Genomic DNA, 17,709 nt, shown 5'->3' on the forward strand with positions numbered 1-17,709 from the left:
TAATAGGAGGAAATCGGATGAGTGATGTACGTAGAATGGATGAAGCAGGCCCACAAGAAGTTTTGGATTTAGTGGCTTATGCTTTCCAATGGGAATTAAGTGAGAAAAATAAGGAGCGTTATCGCTTACTAGCAGAGAATTCATGGAACTATGGTTCGTATGATGATCAAGGAAAGTTGGCTAGTCAAATCATGGCCACACCTTTTGCCATTGATTTTCATGGAACAAGCTATCCGATGGCAGGAATCGGTTTTGTTGCGTCATATCCAGAATATCGAAGTCAGGGAAGAATCGACCGCATCATGCGCCGCATCTTGGAAGATTGTTATGAGCAGGGAATTGTCCTTTCCTATTTAGCACCTTTTTCTTTTCCCTTTTATCGTCGCTATGGGTATGAATACGTCTTTGAACGTATGGTCTATGACGTTGCTGCTCATGAATGGGCCGATAGTCCCAAAGTAACAGGTTCGATTCAGCGTCTGCCATGGTCAGAGGCTAAAAGTGTGATCCACGATATTTATCATGCGATGCCAAGACACAAAAAAGGCGGATTGCTGCGAGCAGATTGGTGGGAAACGATCAAATTTACGTATCGTAAGCCGTATACATTTGCCATTTACCGCGATGAAGCTGGGAATAATACCGGTTATTTAGTTTATACGATTCAAGAAGGCAAATTCATCATTGAAGAGTGGGGATACTTAAATATTGAGGCTTATCACGGATTGAATCGATTGATTGTCTCTCATGCCGATTCTGTTGCCCGAATCATTTATCAACCAGGTTATGACAATGATATTCGCCAGGCAATTGCTGCCAAACCAATAGCACACTATCAGGTGAGACCGGATATGATGGCGCGGGTAGTCGATGTTCATCGCTTTTTGGCGCAATATCCTTTTACTTATCAGCTAAATGGAGCTTTTGCTATTGAGATCCAAGAAGATAAATATGCGCCTTGGAACAATGGGATTTATGAAATCTCTATCAAGGACGGTCAGCATTCAGTCGAAAAAGTAACGCAGACGCAACAACCAATAGTAAAAACAACCGTGCAGCGTTTTGTCCAGTTATTTATGGGATACCAAACAGTTGATACAATGGTTTTCTTGGAACAATTAGTGGTAAATGATGCAGCAATAAACTGCATCAAGTCTAATCTTCCAATAGGAAAACCAATATTAGAAGACTATTTCTGATTTATCGAGTCGTCCAACCAGCAAAATACCTGATGGTTCCCTCGCGTTTTAGGTAGGAATCCTTTAAGAAATGAGAGCAGTGATACGGACAGCTGATGGACCAGATCTGTTTTATCATCTTTGGTTTTAACTTGCTTCTTAGACAAGTGTTCTGTTGCAGCTAAGAGTTTTTTATCTGATAAGCAAAAAACTCTTGTCCAACAAGAGTTTAACAGGTTCTTTCAACGTTCCCTGCCGGAATCGAACCAGCAACTAATCCTTAGGAGGGACTTGTTATATCCATTTAACTAAGGGAACACAACAATCCCATTTTACCTGTAAATTCATCTTCCTGCAACCCTAAGTCATAGTTATTTTTGTTGCGGGATAAGGGAAGATGAGGAATAGAAACCCGATTTATGCAATCGTTTTGCTTTATGGATAAAAATAGGCATGGTACACTTTAGGTGTAACCGATCAAGTAGGAGGTAATGTTGAATGGTAAAATTTGGGAAAGCTTTTTTGTCGCAATTAACAACTGACGGAATCAATGGACCATTTGTCACGATCATGCTAAATACTCACGTAGGTCACCAAAATGTAGAGAAAGATCAAATCAAATTCAAAAATTTTGCTAAAGAAGCAAAACGCCGATTTGAGAAGAGATATCCCGACCACTCATGGAACAAATTCCAGGAAAAAATTGAGACTCTGCTTGCTGATCAGGCATTTTGGCGCAGCAGCACCAAAAGTGTGGCAGTGATCTTAACAGCAGAAGAAACATTGATCCATCGCTTGAGTATTCCCGTGGATGATCAATACTATGTCGGAGATACACCTTATCTGTTGGCGATCATCAAAAATGCCCAATTCAATTATGCCTTTTATTTACTTGCATTGAATCGGGATTCCATGAAAGTATACCGTGTTGAAAACAAGCAAGTCACTGAAGTGGCATTGCCTGAAGACGCTCCTATTGACATTGAGACTGCTCTTGGCGAAGAAATCAGCGGTGGTGGAGATTTCAATTATAGTGCACAAGGTGGACCAAACAGTTCTGGTGAAGGCGTTGCCTATCACGGCTTCAGTGCTAAAGACGAAGAGGTTGAGATTGATCATGTCAATTACTACCAAGCTGTAGACAATTATTTTAAAAATGAATTTCCAAATGAGGAAAATTTACCGCTTTATCTTTTTGCACTCCCTGAAAATCAAACATTATTTAAGAAGATTGCAAAAACAAGTTACTTCAAAAAAGATGCTTGTATTGCGTCATCGCCTGCTTCATTATCCCCACAACAAATTGCCGAGTGTGCGCAAAAATTGATGGACGATCTGATGCAGAATGAAGTAGCTTCTTACAACAAACTGCTTGACCGCAAATTTATGGATCAATTAGTGGACATTGTACCAGCAGCGAAAGAAGGACGGATCGCGCAGCTCTTTATCGCCACTTCAAATTTAGTGGATGGCTTCGGAGAAGACCCGGATACTGAGTATGATCGTCGGCAAGTGCTGAATACATTGGCCAAAAATGTGTTGGAAAACAGTGGAGAAGTTTCTATATTGGAGCAAAAAGATGCGCCGGATGAGAAAAGTTTGACTGCGATCTTGCGGTACTAGTTTCCTAAATATCCGTAAAGCACCAGTTGAATAAATTAGCCTGTGACATAAACAACAAGAAGAATAATCTGAACGATTTACCAGGATTGCGTATCCCTTGTATAGTTGCTACTAGAACTTACAAACTGTAGGAGCAATCGTAGAATTTTTCGGATTAGTGCCTTTGTTGTAGAACATATGTCACAGGCTTTTTCTCTAAAAAAGTGCCTTCTTTGTGGAGAAGTTAAGAAATAATTGCGTTTTCATTTTTTTTTAAGTTTGCGATAGTCAAGAAGCAAAAACTGTGCTATAATACGAAGTGTAGTTTTTGTTACGGTAATTTATGGTAGCTTGTTTCATTTTAAAACATCTCCCACATTTTCACCATATACAAGTAATTGCAAAATATGTGTTTTAACACAAGGAGGATTTTTATTATGGAAACAGGTACAGTAAAATGGTTTAACTCAGACAAAGGTTTTGGTTTCATCACTGCAGAAAACGGAAACGACGTATTCGTTCACTTTTCAGCTATCCAAGGTGAAGGCTTCAAAACTTTAGAAGAAGGTCAAGCTGTTACTTTCGATATCGAAGACGGACAACGTGGACCACAAGCTACTAACGTAAACAAAGCTTAATTATTGCCTATCAGAGCAGCCTAGCTGCTCTTTTTTTGTGCTTTCATTCAAAAGAAGGTAGAGTCTAAATTTGTTTGCATTTTCTGTATTTGTTATACTTGAAAAAAGGGGGACTCAGGATGGGACTGAATGAATTTATTTTGGGACTGGCGAATTTGGAAAAGATTCAACGGGCGCCGGGGTTCTTTAAGTTTACAGAACATAGCGTCGCGGCGCATTCTTTTCGAGTCGCAATGATTGCCCAGACATTGGCTGATATTGAAGAGCAGGCGGGAAATACGATCGATTGGCAGATTCTCTATGAAAAAGCATTAAATCATGATTATACTGAACGATTCATTGGAGACATCAAAACGCCTGTCAAATATGCAAATAAAGAATTGCGGCAAATGCTTTCGACAGTAGAAGAAAAGATGACAGATACATTCATCGAAGAAGAGATTCCAGAATCATTTCAGCCGATTTATCGTCGTAGATTAGCGGATGGTAAAGATGATTCCCTGGAAGGCCAATTGTTGGCGATCGCAGATAAAATTGATTTGCTTTATGAATCTTTTGAAGAAATTTCAAAAAGCAATCCAGATAAAGTCTACAAAGAAATGTTTCGCGAAGCAGTAATGACGGTCAAAAATTTTAATCACCGTCCTAGTGTGTCTTACTTCTTTGAAGCGGTCTTTCCAGAACTATTGAATGCAGATTTCTATGGAAAAGAAAATTTTCTAGAAGAAATCGCAAACCTAATCAAAAATTGAAATGGTCTGTGAAACAAGTTTACCTATGGAAAAAACATACTAAGAGCAGAGGAGAAACTCATCCGTCGATAAGTTCCTCCTCTGCTCTTAGTATGTTGTATGTTTTTGAAGCCTTGTTTCACAGGCTTTTTTTATTACAACAATGATTCTGCTCCATCAACATAGACTTCTGTACCCGAAATGTTTCCTGCATCTTCAGAGGAAAGAAACAGCACGAGGTTAGCTACTTGTTCTGGAATACCAGTCTCCTGACGCAAAGGACGTTCCCGTTCCGGAAAGACGATTGGGATTTTGATTTTTTCAACAGCCTCTTCGATAGCCGTATTCTCATCAATATTTGTTGAAATCGCTCCTGGACAAATCGCATTGACTCGGATGTTGTAGCCGGAAAGCTCGAGTGCCGCCATTTTCATGAAAGCAACTTGACCAGCCTTAGATGTGCTGTAGGCACTAGCGCCGAAATTTTTGAAAATTCGGTTGCCGTTAACCGAACTTGTGATCACGATACTGCCGCCGTTGATTTTTAAAAAAGGAATTGCTGCTTTAACTGTGACAAAAGTACTGCGAAGATTCGTTGTAATGGTCGTATCCCAATCATCTAGTGAAAGCTCTTCGATAGGGGTCCAGGTTCCATTGATCCCTGCATTAACGTGGAGAATATCGACACCACCCAACTCTTGTGCCAACGCTGTGACTGCCTGTAAGAGCTCTTCTCCTTTTGATACATCAACCACACGATAAATCGATTGACCTTCAGTAGCTTCTACAAATGCCTTCAATTCTGTTTCATCAATGTCTAATAGACCAACGACTGCTCCTTGATCCAGAAATTGCTGGGCAACTGCTTTGCCAATGCCGGATGCTGCACCCGTCACGATAACCCTTTTATTTTCAAACCGTTTCATTTAAACGCCTCCTTCTTAATTAAATTATAAAAAAGTTCCTGACCTTTGTCGAAAGATACGGATGGTCCATTGATTTTTGATAGGATGAACGTATGAGGACTTTAGTCCTAAAATCAAGCTTCTCGTCTGATTGATCTCAAAATTTGATTTCCTCGTTATTGGCTAAAACAGATGTAAGAGGCAAAGATTTTGTAGTATAATGCAAGAAGTGCGTAAGGAGGAAGCGAAATGAAACCCATATACGCTGTGGTCGACCTTGAAACAACGGGGACTGATCCTGCCATTGATCGAATCATCCAATTTGGCTGTGTTTTGATCCAAGATGGTCAGGTCATTAATCGATTTGCGACAGATATCAATCCGGATCGAAGAATATCAAAGCAGATCCAGAATTTGACTCATATCACCAATCAACAAGTGAAACGAGCACCGTATTTCGAAGATGTTGCTCATACGATTTATAATTTGTTAACACAAACAGTCTTTGTGGCTCATAATATTTATTTTGACTATCATTTCTTAAGTCAAGAATTAATCCGATGCGGGATGCCGCCCCTTGAGATTCCAGGAATCGATACCGTGGAATTGGCGCAAGTTTTTTTGCCGACAGAAAGCAGCTTTCGTTTGGGAGATCTGGCTGAAAGTATCGGATTTGTTCATGAGAATCCACATCAGGCGGATAGCGATGCGGAAGTGACCGCGGCATTATTGCTGTACATCGAATCGATCATGCGTGAACTGCCATGGGTGACTTTAAAGCAAATCGCCCAGTTGAGCGGTCAAATGGGGATGCAGACCAGTCAGTATATTCAGCGGATCGTCAGTGAACGTACCGAAGAGCCGCTTCCTGAACATTTGGAAGAAATCGATGGATTGGTTCTGCGAAAAAAGAGTGTGCCATTGTTTGAATCAAGCTATTTTCAAGGAGAGTATCCTAAAGTTAAAGCGGATAAGATCAAATGTTTTGATGGTCGCCTCAGTTATCGAAAACAACAAGCGCGGTTGATGAATGCTGTTTATGATCACTTTTCTCATGAAGAAAAAAATCTGATCATTGAGGCAGAAACCGGCATGGGAAAAACCATCGGGTACTTATTTCCTGCAAGCTACTTAGCTACTCCAAAAAACCCATTAATCGTCAGTACCACGTCGATTTTGCTACAGAATCAGATATTGGCTAAAGACATCCCATTAGTCAATCAAGTACTGGAACAACCGTTGCAGGCAACTGTTGTGAAAAGCCATCAACACTACATTGATCTCCAGCGGTTCAAAGCAACATTAGAACAACCGCTTGAACAAAAACAGTATGCCCAGTACCAGATGGGACTTTTAGTTTGGCTGACCAAAACTGAGACCGGAGATTTTGATGAATTGAATCTTGTGCGTCTTGATCATCCGTTGTTTTTGGAAATCCGTCATCGAGGGGTGGATTTTTTGGCAAAGAATCAATCTTTTTATGAGCAGGATTTTGTGCGCCATCTCTATAATAAGATGACACAAAGCAATGTGCTGATTGTCAACCATGCATTTTTGATGCAGGAAAATCGGCGACAGTATCCACTACTACCAACGAGTGACTTTCTGCTGATCGATGAAGTCCAGCATTTGCCGGAGATTGCCGAAAGATATTCGCAAAATTCCTTTGATTCCCAACAGTTCAAACGACAATTTTTGCAAATGAATGAAGAAGGTTTGTTTGAAGAGATCAAGCAACTCGTCGCTGAAGAATTCGATCTTTCCCATTTATTTTCATTGTATATCGATGCCATCAAATTGATTATCGATACGCTAGAAGCCTATTTTGAAACACTCGTGATCGATGGGGGAGAACTGACACTTGTCCAACGCAAGGATCTTTACGATGGCAGCTTGCAGCAAGATCGTCTCCATCAAAAAATTCATTTGTATTATAAAGAAATTTTAGAAATCCAACAGCGATTGCAGACAACCTTCATGGCGACAGAAGAACGGCGATTGGCTCGGGAGCGCATCCTGATTGCCCGCTTGTTCGATTATTTCCATGATATGGAGGTACAGGCAGCGACGGTTCAATCGTGGCTGATGAATTGGCAACCTCGGTATGTCCATTGGATCATGAAAAAAGCAGGGAATGCTGCAGCGATGATTGAAGTGGCAGACCTGCAGGGAAATCAAATTATCGAAAGCAAATGGTATTCAAGGTACAAACATATTCTTTATTTAGGCGGTACATTGAAAATTCCTGGTAACAAATCTTACTTTGCTCACCGATTAGGCATTCCTGAAGTGACGGTCAAAACGATTCCGGCATTCTATGATTATGAAAAGCAAGCACGTCTGTTTATTGTCAAACAAGGAATCTCGATTCAGCAAGCAACGAATGAAGAATACGCGCAATATTTGGCCGATGCATTAACACCGTTGCTATTTGAAAATTTGCAGCCAACACTTGTATTATTCACTGCTCATGAAACATTGAAACGGGTCTATGAAAAACTGCATAAAAAAGCCTTGGAACAAGGACGAGAACTTGTAGCACAAGGGACTGGCGGTAGTCGCGAGAAAATCATCAAGCGCTTTTTACTGGCGGAAAATGGGATTCTTTTTGGAACAGATAGTTTTTGGGAAGGCATCGATTTACCCGGTCAAGCGCTCAAAATCGCGATTGTGACGCGCTTACCATTTGAGAACCCCAAAAGACCGCTTGTTCAAGCACGTCATGCTTTTTTAGCATCGGAAGGCATTGATCCTTTCAAGGAGGATGCACTGCCAAAAGCAATTATCCGAATGCGTCAGGCGTTGGGACGTCTGATTCGGTCGGAAAATGATCAAGGAGTAATGGTGGTTCTTGATCGTCGGATTCTTTCTACGAAGTATGGCAAGCGAATACTTAAAGGTTTGCCAAAAAATCTGCCGGTCAAAGAAGCTACACCACAAGAAATGACCGAGGACATACGGGCGTTTTTTGATTCTGGAGCAGAAGAAACACCAAAAAAACATTTTTCTTAAAAGATAGCTGAAATCTGCTATAATAGAGCATATTATTTTTATGGAGGATAACGAGTGAAAACGAAAGACAAAGAACAACGCCGTGTGATGATTTTACTGGGTGCGATCGTTTTTTTATTGATCGTTATCATATTCTCATCAATTTTCTACATCCGTTCGACTCGTCCGATGCGACAGGCACGCAATGAAGCAATCGAAATTGCTCAAAAGTATACGGATTTGAAAGAGGTCGATCAATTTTATTGGTTTAATCGTCAAGCCTCTTCTTTTAGTTTAGTTGGTACAGATGATAAAGAAAATAAAATCGTCGTCATTATTCCTAAAAGCGGTGAAAAAGTGTCAGTTTTTAAACAATCAGATGGTCTAACGGAAGAAGCCGCTCGTCAATTGGTTGCCGAAAAGCATCCAGAAGAAACGATCCAGAAAGCTACTTTAGGATTGTTTAAAGAGCAAGCTGCTTGGGAAATCATGACGAAAGATGCTTCTGGTGAACTTCATTATTATTTGCTAGGTTTTAAAGACGGCAAGGAAATCAATGCCATCAATAATATTTGATTTAGAGAAAGGATGGTTGACATGACACTCTCCAAACGAGCGTATCAAGTAGAGCCCTCAGTTACATTAGCTGCAGCTGCCAAGGCTAAGGCGTTAAAAGCGCAAGGCGTTGACGTATTGAGTTTGACGGTAGGAGAACCCGACTTTATTACTCCTGAGAATATTCGTCAAGCCGCTATCCAAGCCGTTGAAAATGGGAAGGCAAGTTTTTATACCCCGACAGCTGGGATCCCTGAGCTAAAAGAAGCCATCCTACGCTATCTGCAGGAGTTTTATGGCGTAACGTATGACACCAACCAAGTGATCGTAACAGATGGCGCTAAATTTGCGCTTTATGCGTTGTTTCAAGCAGTGATCGATCCAGCAGATGAGGTGATTATTCCGGTGCCATATTGGGTCAGCTATGCAGAGCAAGTGAAACTAGCAGGAGGGCATCCAGTCTTCGTCTATGCTGCGGAAACCGAGCAATTTAAAGTAACGGTTTCTCAACTAGAAGCTGTTAGAACAGCCAAGACTAAAGCCATTATTTTGAATTCGCCCTCCAATCCAACGGGGGCAATTTATTCGAAAGAAGAACTACAGGCTATCGGAGAGTGGGCAGTTGAACATCATATCTTGATTGTTTCTGATGATATCTATGGTCGTCTGATTTACAATGGGCACTCCTTTACGCCGATTGCTACCTTGTCTGAGGCTATTCGTAAGCAAACGATCATCATTAATGGTGTCTCAAAAACATATGCCATGACTGGTTGGCGGATTGGATTTGCCGTCGGCGATCCAACAATCATTCAAGCGATGACGGATATTGCTTCTCAAGCAACTAGCAATCCTACAGCTGTCAGTCAATATGCTGCTGTTGAAGCACTGTCAGGGAATCAAGACTCCATTGAAATCATGCGTCAGCAATTCGAAGACCGATTAAATAAAATCTATCCGATTGTTGCAGCCATTCCAGGTTTTCAATTAGTAAAACCGCAAGGCGCTTTTTACCTTTTCCCAAACGTCAGGGAAGCAATGAATATGTGCGGATATGAAGACATCAATAATTTTGTGGAAGCAATTCTGGAAGAGACCGGAGTAGCAGTCGTTACTGGTGCTGGGTTTGGTGCACCAGACAATTTACGGATCAGCTATGCAACCGATTGGGCAACCTTGGAAGAAGCCGCAAAACGTTTGCAGGATTTTGTTGAAAAGAAAAGCCGAAAAGCTTAAAATGCTTTATGGAACCCTTATTATCAGATTGGAGAGAAACGTGTGGAATCTATTCAAATTTTAGATGCAAAAAAACATGTTGGCGAAACAGTACAGATTGGTGCTTGGGTCGCAAACAAACGATCAAGTGGAAAAATTGCCTTTCTGCAATTACGTGACGGTACCGCATATTTTCAAGGTATCGTGGTAAAAACCGAAGTGGGCGAAGAAGTCTTTCAGCTTGCCAAAAATTTAAATCAAGAAACGGCAGTTCTAGTAACTGGTGAGATTCGTGAAGATAGCCGTTCGAAATTTGGCTACGAAATCGGCATCAGCGGCATTGAAGTAGTGGGCGAAAGCCATGAATACCCAATCACACCGAAAGAGCACGGCACCGACTTCTTGATGGATCATCGCCATTTATGGCTACGTTCTTCAAAACAACATGCCATCATGCAGATCCGTAACGAAGTGATTCGTGCTACCTATGAATTTTTCAATAATAATGGCTTTATCAAAATTGATCCACCAATTTTGACAGGGTCTGCACCGGAAGGAACAACGGATCTTTTTGAAACCAACTATTTTGATCAAAAAGCATATCTATCTCAATCTGGTCAATTATATATGGAAGCTGCAGCGATGGCATTTGGTAAAGTCTTTTCATTCGGACCGACTTTCCGTGCAGAAAAGTCTAAAACGCGTCGTCATCTAATCGAATTCTGGATGATCGAACCGGAAATGGCTTTCATGCATCAAGAAGAAAGCTTGGAAGTACAAGAACAATACGTTGCTTTCCTTGTACAAAGCGTTTTGGACAACTGTGATTATGCATTAGATGTTTTAGGCAGAGATCGTGCCATTCTTGAAAAGTATACGAAATTACCATTCCCTCGTATTTCTTATGATGATGCCGTAGAACTATTGCAAAAAAATGGCTTTGAGGACATTCAATGGGGTGACGATTTTGGTTCGCCACACGAAACATTTATTGCAAACTCATTTGATCAACCAGTCTTTATTCTTAACTATCCAAAAGCCATCAAACCTTTCTATATGAAACCACATCCAACAAGAGATGATGTCGTGATCTGTGCAGATATGATTGCACCAGAAGGCTATGGGGAGATCATCGGTGGCTCCGAACGGGCTACAGATTATGAATTCTTGCTAGAACAAATCCGTAACCACGGATTAGATGAAAATGAATACTCTTGGTATTTAGATCTTCGCAAGTATGGCTCAGTTCCACATACCGGTTTTGGTCTAGGTCTTGAACGGACCGTTACATGGCTATCAGGTATCGAACACGTGCGTGAAGCCATTCCATTCCCACGCTTATTGAATCGTATTTATCCATAGGGGATATTAAAAAAGTAAATATCTTAATTGAATCAGTAAATGATTAGTATACGAAATCAAAAATACCAACCTAATAGAAGGTACTTCTAGGTTGGTATTTTTGATTGATCTTTCCCATGAGTTGATATCAAAAATGGAAAATCATGTATTTCTAAGAATATAATCAATCATTTTGACTGGACAGTGAATAGTATTTAGGATATTAACGTTTTTATTGAAAGAAAATGCTTCTATGAATAATGCTAAACAAAAATAAATAAGTTTACTTTACTGGTTTTAGTTATTCACCTGAAATGAAATCTTTCTTTAAAATAGCAACACTAAAGATTCAAATCAAAACAATTAATGATACTTTGTTTTTTTTTAAGTTATAGATAATATGCTAGTTCTATTAATTTAAAAATTAGAGAGGGGTTTAATATTTTAATGAAGAAAAGATATCTCATTACTGTTTTTGCATTAGCATTTGTATTAATTTTACCGCAATTTGTGCTTAAAGGATTTATAGTCGGATCGGACGAAGTATTCCACTTTAACCGTTTTTATGATACTAGTCAACAAATTAAAGACGGTAACTTTCAATATTTTATCTCGATGTATGGATTTCAGCAGTCGGGAAGAATTGTTAATGCCCTTTATGGTCCTCTTTTTGCCTATTTCCAAGGACTATTAGTGTTAATTTCTAAAACATGGTACCACTATCAACTAATTTCAACTTTTTTAATCTATATATTAGCTGGTTATTCAATGTATTTCTTTTTAGTTAAGGCGAAAATAAACAATTGGCTAGCTGTCGGATTCTCAGGTTTTTTTATGACAACTTACCCCATTCAATATTGGGTAAATGAACAAGGGTTTTCTGCCTGGGGGGCTGCCATACTTCCACTTTGCTTGATACCACTTTTGGACTTATGTGAAAATCAAACATTGAAACCTTTACCTGTAGCAGTAGCAGTTGCTGCTATGTTTCAAATTCACTTACTTTCTTGTGTTTTTCTTGTCCTAATTTATGCTCCTTTTTTTATATGTGCTCTTATCCAATCTAATAACAAACTAAAATTAGTCAATAAGCTTTTAATAGCAATATTCTTTTTCTTCCTATTAACTATGAATATCTGGATATCTATGATAGATATTTATGCTAATAATAAACTGGTTGCTCCTTTTGTAAATAAAACTATGCAAAATAATACTATAACAGCAAAAAGTGTTCGTTGGATTAATACACCTGTTGTTTTTCCTTATATTTGTATCTTTTTCTTTAGTTTTGCTTTGATAAGATGGAGAAAGCTGTCTGATTTTTTAAAAATAATTCTATTTATTTCAGGGGTGTTAACCTTTTTATCAACCAATCTTATTCCTTGGACAAAGCTATCTAACCTAAACAATCCGATACTATCAATTTTACAATTTCCTTTTAGACTCTTTATTCCAGCTGCGGTATTGATTATTATTGGTTTAGCTTTACTAATTAATGATGTGTCGAAAAAGAAAGTAAGTAAAGAACGATACTTAATTATCATTCTGTTTGTTTCATTTCTTCAAATTGTTTGGCAAAGTACAGGGATAATGATCAGATGGAACGATGCAACATACCAGATTAACCCAGGAGTACACTCTTATCTTTTTTCTGAAGATAAAAAAATAGATAAGAAATTATATTTTTCTGATGACAAATCAAGAATTCTAACTGTTTTTCAAAAATCAACACCCGACTATTTGCCAATTTATGGTAAAGATAATCAAGATAATTACGATAGTTACGGTAAACAAGTAGTTTCTCAAAACGAACAGTTCAGCAAAAATATAGTTGATAATAATCTGGTAATTTCTTGGTACGGGAAAAATGCAGGACTAAAATCTATACCTATTGTCAAATATGCCAGAACAAGATTGATTTTAAATGGAAAAGAGCTGTCAGATAGCGATGTGAAGTTGACCAATATTGGAGTTGTTTTTGTAAAACAAAAAGAGGGGGAAAATAAGATGCTGGTAACTTATACACCACTCAAGTTTTTTACAGTAATTTTATTGACAACAATTTTTTTATGGTCGTTAATTTTTATTATTTGGGTAATTCAAAATATGGTTAAATGGTTTAATTAATTGATTTATCATCAGCCAAGACTCTAGTAGGTTACTTTATTTACAGAAGGTTCCTTCTCAAAAAATTTGAGAAGGGCCTTTTCATATCAAAATATAACGGTTTTGTTACAGTTATTTTCTTTTTCGATATTATCAGGTAAAATAAATAATAGTGCGAAAAATGGGGTTTAATAAATTGAAAAAAATAATAACACAATTGAGTAAACTTGTTTATCTGTATTTGATAAATATCTTGTCAAAGCCGAGTATAAAAAAAGAAAACTATATTATATTTTTACTTAGTTTTCCTAGTACTAGTGATTACCTACTAGAAAATTTATATAAAAAATATGGAGAAAGACTAATAGTATGTTACACCAAAAGTGGATCTAAGTTAGCTAAGGATTTTCAAAAAAAGGGATGCAATATATATTGCATTGACAAGCCCTTAATGATATGTCAGGCTGTTTTAAAAATGAAACGTTCTAGGATAATATTATGTGACAATTACTTTGCTTTATTAGCCGGTTTTAATTTTGATAAGGATACTCGTATTGTTCAATTGTGGCACGCGAATGGTGCAATCAAAAAGTTTGGTTTGCAAGCTCAATATGCTAAGAAGGCATCATTTAAAGATCAGCAACGCTATCAAAAGGTATATGATACATTTACGCATTTTGTAGTAAGTTCTCCGACAATGGCTGAAATTTTTGCTGAAAGTTACAATATCGATCCTATCTTTTTAAAATTCGGTTATCCCATGACGGATTATTATTTCAATCGGAACGAAAAAAACATTCTTAAAAAAAAGAATGTTTTATCAAAAGGGACTAATAAAAAAATTGCTCTCTATGTTCCAACCTATAGAGAAAACGACTATGAGCTTCCGCTGGACTTCGAGCAAATTGAAGAACAAATTGGTGATGAATGGGTATTCTATATCCATGCCCATCCCCATGATAAAAAATTAAAAAGCTTGGCTAAGAAATATCCATCTTATTTTATTGATGAAATGCAACATGATCTAAAAAATTTACTTATTGTTGTAGATTGTCTGATCACGGATTATTCCTCAGTTCCATTTGAATTTTCTTTAGCGAATCCAAATGGAAAAATAATTTATTTTTGTTATGATCTCCAGCTATATAAAAGTTCTGTTGGACTTCAATCTGGCTTTGAAGAGTGGGCAAGTCCAATGGTTAAAGATCAAAATGAATTACTAAAAGAAATAAAAAATGAGAGAAAAACCAATTTTAACTCGTTTAATCATAAATGGAATTCTTTTGTTTCTGGTAATGCCGTAAGTCAATTAATAGATTGGATTGATAAGCAATATGAAAACTGAGTTTATTATGGGGATACCTGTGGATTGTATTAGCTATAAAAAAGTTATTGAGGATGCCCATAGGTATATCGAGAATAATCAAAAAATGTCTATAATCAGTGTTAATCCACAAATTGTTGTAGAATCTAAAAAATATCCTGAGATAATTTCTTTTATTCAACATTCTACCCATCGTATTCCCGATGGCATTGGAATTGTCATGATTTCTAAGTTAACTGGTGGCGATATTAAGGAAAGGATAGCCGGCTTTGACATGATGAAAGAACTTCTCTTATATGCAAATAATAATAAAAAAAGTATTTTCCTTTATGGAGCGAAACCAGCTGTTTTAACTGACGCAATAAAAAATATAGCTTCTATCTATCCCCAGATAGATATTCTTGGCGGGATAGATGGGTATACTAGCCTTTCTGATTCCGAGATTGTTGCTCAAATTAATAGGTGCCACCCAAATTTTTTATTTGTAGCATTAGGATTTCCTAAACAAGAGCAATGGCTCGCTAAAAATATTAACAATTTATCAGTAAATGTTTTTCAAGATGTAGGAGGAAGCTTCGATGTTTTGAGCGGGCATGTAAAGCGTGCCCCTCAATTTTATATTGACCATCACTTAGAATGGTTATATCGATCATTAAGTAATCCTGCAAGAATTGGAAGGATTTTTCAACTGCCGTTCTTTATTGTAAAAAGCTTGTGGTGGAAGCTAAAAGGAGGGAATAAGTAACTGGATCAGTTACGTTATTTATGAAAATAGGGATTATTGGATATGACTTGTTTGGTACTGGCGGTACCACTCGAAGTAATATTAACTTAATTAATGAACTCTTAAGTAATGGTCATTATATCAATTATTTTAACCTTCAAACAGTTTCAAGTGAGGGAAGAAAAAAAGTAGAAGCTCTATTAGTTTCGAAGGAGCGTATAAGCTTTGATTTAATTGAAAATTTTTCAAATGCTTCTTCGATGGATGTATATATTATTACTAGGGAAAGTTTATTTATTTTTGCAAGGATAATTAAAAAGCACCATCCTCAAGCAAAGGTAATTGGCGAGGTTCATACACCGCTAGCATTAATTGATCCGACGCTTGATTTTGCTTCTGAAGCAATTGATACTTATCGTGTGGGTTTAAAGAGCGTCTATGAAAAATTATCTAAAAAATATCCAAATAATAATATTGTTCATTTTCCAGTAAGTATTCGTCACTTACTTATGAAAAAAGAAATGATGATTTATCCCGTCCACAAGCAGATTAGTTTCTACGTATATTCAAGATTTGATGAAGCGCAAAAAAATATTGCTTATGCAATCAAACTTATTGATTATTTTGTCAATCATAAAAAGCTGCGGTACCATTTATATATAAATGGTACAGGGCCAAGTAAAGATGTATACGAAAAATTAGTTCGCTTATATCAGTTGCAAGATTTTGTATTTATCAACCAAGAAGTACCTGTGGATGCGATTTATCTATCAACAGCGAGATATGAAACACTAGGTTATTCTATTCTTGAGGCATTTGTTGAAGGTAAGCAAATGATTTTGTACCAAGGTGATGATAACTCATTAAGAGAAATTTATGGTTCTTTCAAAAGTTTTTGTTGGCTGACAGGTTCAACAATATCAGATGCTGTGATAATAGAAAAATTTCTTCAACAACCCATTGAAGAAAAGAATAGATTAGCACAAAATGATTTTAATATGCTTAATACTATAAGCCCTCTAGAAGAATATGGAAGGCTATATACTGAGAATGTATTATCGCTACCCGCTTTATCTTCGTTAGATAATTCTGTTGATGAAAATGAAGTTATGAGAAAAATCTTTAGTCAAAATAATTTTTCTAGCAAAAGAACACTAGCAATAATTTACCAAAGGTTAAAAAAAGTTCCGTTGATAAAATATGTAGTTAATTCACAAAAATTTAAACAAGTTTTAAGAAAAATACTTACTAGAAACAAACCAATAATAAATTCTTCAACTACGGAAACAAGACCAAGAGAAGATTTCGTTTTTGTAGAATCTTTTCATGGAAAGACATTTGCTGGTGATCCAAAATATTTATCATTATATTTAAAAAGTATAAGTGATAAGTTTTTTTTCGTTAGTTCAGCCAATGAATTGGTCGATCAAGAGATTTACTCTTACGGAATGATTCCTATTCGATTAGGTAGCAAAGAGTATATAGAGAAATTTCGACTCTCAAAGTTAGTTATTATCAATGGGAATTCTTTGGATAAAGCTGGAAAGACTAAAGAGCAATTATTTATAGAAACATGGCATGGATTTCCTTTAAAAAAAATAGTCGCTGATTTAAGAAATGAGCAACAAAGGGAACGAGAGACAAAAGCTTTTATACCTAGAATGAAAAAATGGGATTATTTATCTGTTAGTTCTCAACTAAATTTAGAAATCTTCAAAGGTGCTTTCAAATTGTCGGAGAATCCTAATTTGCATATATTAAAGGATGGGTCACCAAGAAATACTTATTTGATAGAGAATACGAACAACGTAAACGAAAAACAGCGTTTAATGGAGAAGTATTTCAATGAAGTTTATTCAGACGAGAAAAAATATATCCTATATTGTCCTACGTGGCGCAAAAAAAATCGTCGAAAGGTAACTACTATTGATTGGTGCCGGGTAATGGATGTTTTACCGGATTATTATGAGTTAATAATTAAGTTGCATCCATTAGAGTCTCATTTGTTTGAACAATATAACCAAATGCATGATAGAATTCATGCTTTTCCCAATGAGTTAACCGATATCCAAGAACTGTTTCTTCTTTCTGACTTATTGATTACGGATTATTCTTCGGCAATGTTTGATTTTGCTCACCTAAATCGTAAAATTATTGTGTTACAAGAAGACCAGAATGCATATTTAAATGATATAGGCTGGTACTTTGATCTTGAAGAAAAAACCGGCTTAAAACCAGAAACTTTAAATGAGGAAGAGCTTATAGAACGAATTCTACAAGACGAATCCTGTACTTATAATAAGAAAATGATTAATCAGTTCATGAATTTTGACAATGCTCAGTCTTGTCAATTGATTTTCGATAAAATTTTAGAAGAAAAGTTGAAATGAGGAGTTAAA

Annotated in this window: 13 protein-coding genes and 1 tRNA gene; 12 read left to right on the top strand and 2 right to left on the bottom strand. The window is 37.1% G+C overall.

All coding sequences use genetic code 11. From position 1 onward, the window contains the following. The first annotated feature begins 17 nt into the window (after positions 1-17). The gene (gene eis, locus EGX73_RS10855) at positions 18-1,199 is read left to right on the top strand and encodes an enhanced intracellular survival protein Eis (protein WP_003126912.1); all 1,182 of its coding nucleotides are present in this window, start codon (positions 18-20) and stop codon (positions 1,197-1,199) included. Positions 1,200-1,424: 225 nt separating this feature from the next. Here eis and EGX73_RS10860 read toward each other — a convergent pair. Next, positions 1,425-1,496, bottom strand: a tRNA-Arg gene (locus EGX73_RS10860). A 180-nt stretch (positions 1,497-1,676) separates the two neighbouring features. On the opposite strand from EGX73_RS10860, the gene EGX73_RS10865 reads away from it, so the two are divergent. The 3 genes from EGX73_RS10865 (at position 1,677) to EGX73_RS10875 (ending at position 4,170) form a co-directional block, all read left to right on the top strand. Beyond that, entirely contained in the window at positions 1,677-2,801 is a 1,125-nt protein-coding gene (locus tag EGX73_RS10865) for a hypothetical protein (protein WP_003126913.1), read from the top strand. 416 nt (positions 2,802-3,217) lie between these two features. After that, positions 3,218-3,418, top strand: coding sequence for a cold-shock protein (locus EGX73_RS10870; protein ID WP_003126918.1), 201 nt, complete (start codon positions 3,218-3,220; stop codon positions 3,416-3,418). 119 nt (positions 3,419-3,537) lie between these two features. Continuing rightward, positions 3,538-4,170 (top strand): HD domain-containing protein, encoded by a 633-nt coding sequence (locus EGX73_RS10875; RefSeq protein ID WP_005472230.1) that lies wholly within the window; start codon positions 3,538-3,540, stop codon positions 4,168-4,170. A 134-nt stretch (positions 4,171-4,304) separates the two neighbouring features. Here the strand turns inward: EGX73_RS10875 and EGX73_RS10880 are convergent, their stop codons facing one another. Further along, positions 4,305-5,075, bottom strand: coding sequence for an SDR family NAD(P)-dependent oxidoreductase (locus EGX73_RS10880; RefSeq protein ID WP_003126921.1), 771 nt, complete (start codon positions 5,073-5,075; stop codon positions 4,305-4,307). Positions 5,076-5,303: 228 nt separating this feature from the next. On the opposite strand from EGX73_RS10880, the gene EGX73_RS10885 reads away from it, so the two are divergent. The 8 genes from EGX73_RS10885 (at position 5,304) to EGX73_RS10920 (ending at position 17,700) form a co-directional block, all read left to right on the top strand. Further along, on the top strand, positions 5,304-8,066 hold the full coding sequence (locus EGX73_RS10885) for a helicase C-terminal domain-containing protein (protein ID WP_123866941.1): 2,763 nt from the start codon (positions 5,304-5,306) through the stop codon (positions 8,064-8,066). 54 nt (positions 8,067-8,120) lie between these two features. Then, on the top strand, positions 8,121-8,621 hold the full coding sequence (locus tag EGX73_RS10890) for a DUF5590 domain-containing protein (RefSeq protein ID WP_003126923.1): 501 nt from the start codon (positions 8,121-8,123) through the stop codon (positions 8,619-8,621). 21 nt (positions 8,622-8,642) lie between these two features. Then, the gene (locus tag EGX73_RS10895; RefSeq protein ID WP_123866942.1) at positions 8,643-9,836 is read left to right on the top strand and encodes a pyridoxal phosphate-dependent aminotransferase; all 1,194 of its coding nucleotides are present in this window, start codon (positions 8,643-8,645) and stop codon (positions 9,834-9,836) included. Positions 9,837-9,878: 42 nt separating this feature from the next. Then, positions 9,879-11,177, top strand: coding sequence for an asparagine--tRNA ligase (gene asnS / locus EGX73_RS10900; protein WP_005472233.1), 1,299 nt, complete (start codon positions 9,879-9,881; stop codon positions 11,175-11,177). 426 nt (positions 11,178-11,603) lie between these two features. Then, entirely contained in the window at positions 11,604-13,283 is a 1,680-nt protein-coding gene (locus EGX73_RS10905) for a hypothetical protein (RefSeq protein ID WP_081131304.1), read from the top strand. Positions 13,284-13,458: 175 nt separating this feature from the next. Beyond that, positions 13,459-14,607, top strand: coding sequence for a CDP-glycerol glycerophosphotransferase family protein (locus EGX73_RS10910; protein ID WP_231477852.1), 1,149 nt, complete (start codon positions 13,459-13,461; stop codon positions 14,605-14,607). After that, complete coding sequence (locus tag EGX73_RS10915) at positions 14,597-15,331, top strand: WecB/TagA/CpsF family glycosyltransferase (protein ID WP_172956416.1); 735 nt, start codon at positions 14,597-14,599, stop codon at positions 15,329-15,331. Before EGX73_RS10910 ends, EGX73_RS10915 begins: the two co-directional genes overlap by 11 nt. Before the next feature lie 20 nt (positions 15,332-15,351). Beyond that, positions 15,352-17,700 carry a CDP-glycerol glycerophosphotransferase family protein gene (locus tag EGX73_RS10920; protein WP_123866943.1) on the top strand — a complete coding sequence of 783 codons (2,349 nt, stop codon included), beginning with the start codon at positions 15,352-15,354 and terminating at the stop codon, positions 17,698-17,700. Positions 17,701-17,709: the final 9 nt, after the last annotated feature.

Origin of the sequence: Enterococcus sp. FDAARGOS_553 (assembly GCF_003812305.1) — a bacterium.
Classification (GTDB): domain Bacteria; phylum Bacillota; class Bacilli; order Lactobacillales; family Enterococcaceae; genus Enterococcus_D; species Enterococcus_D gallinarum.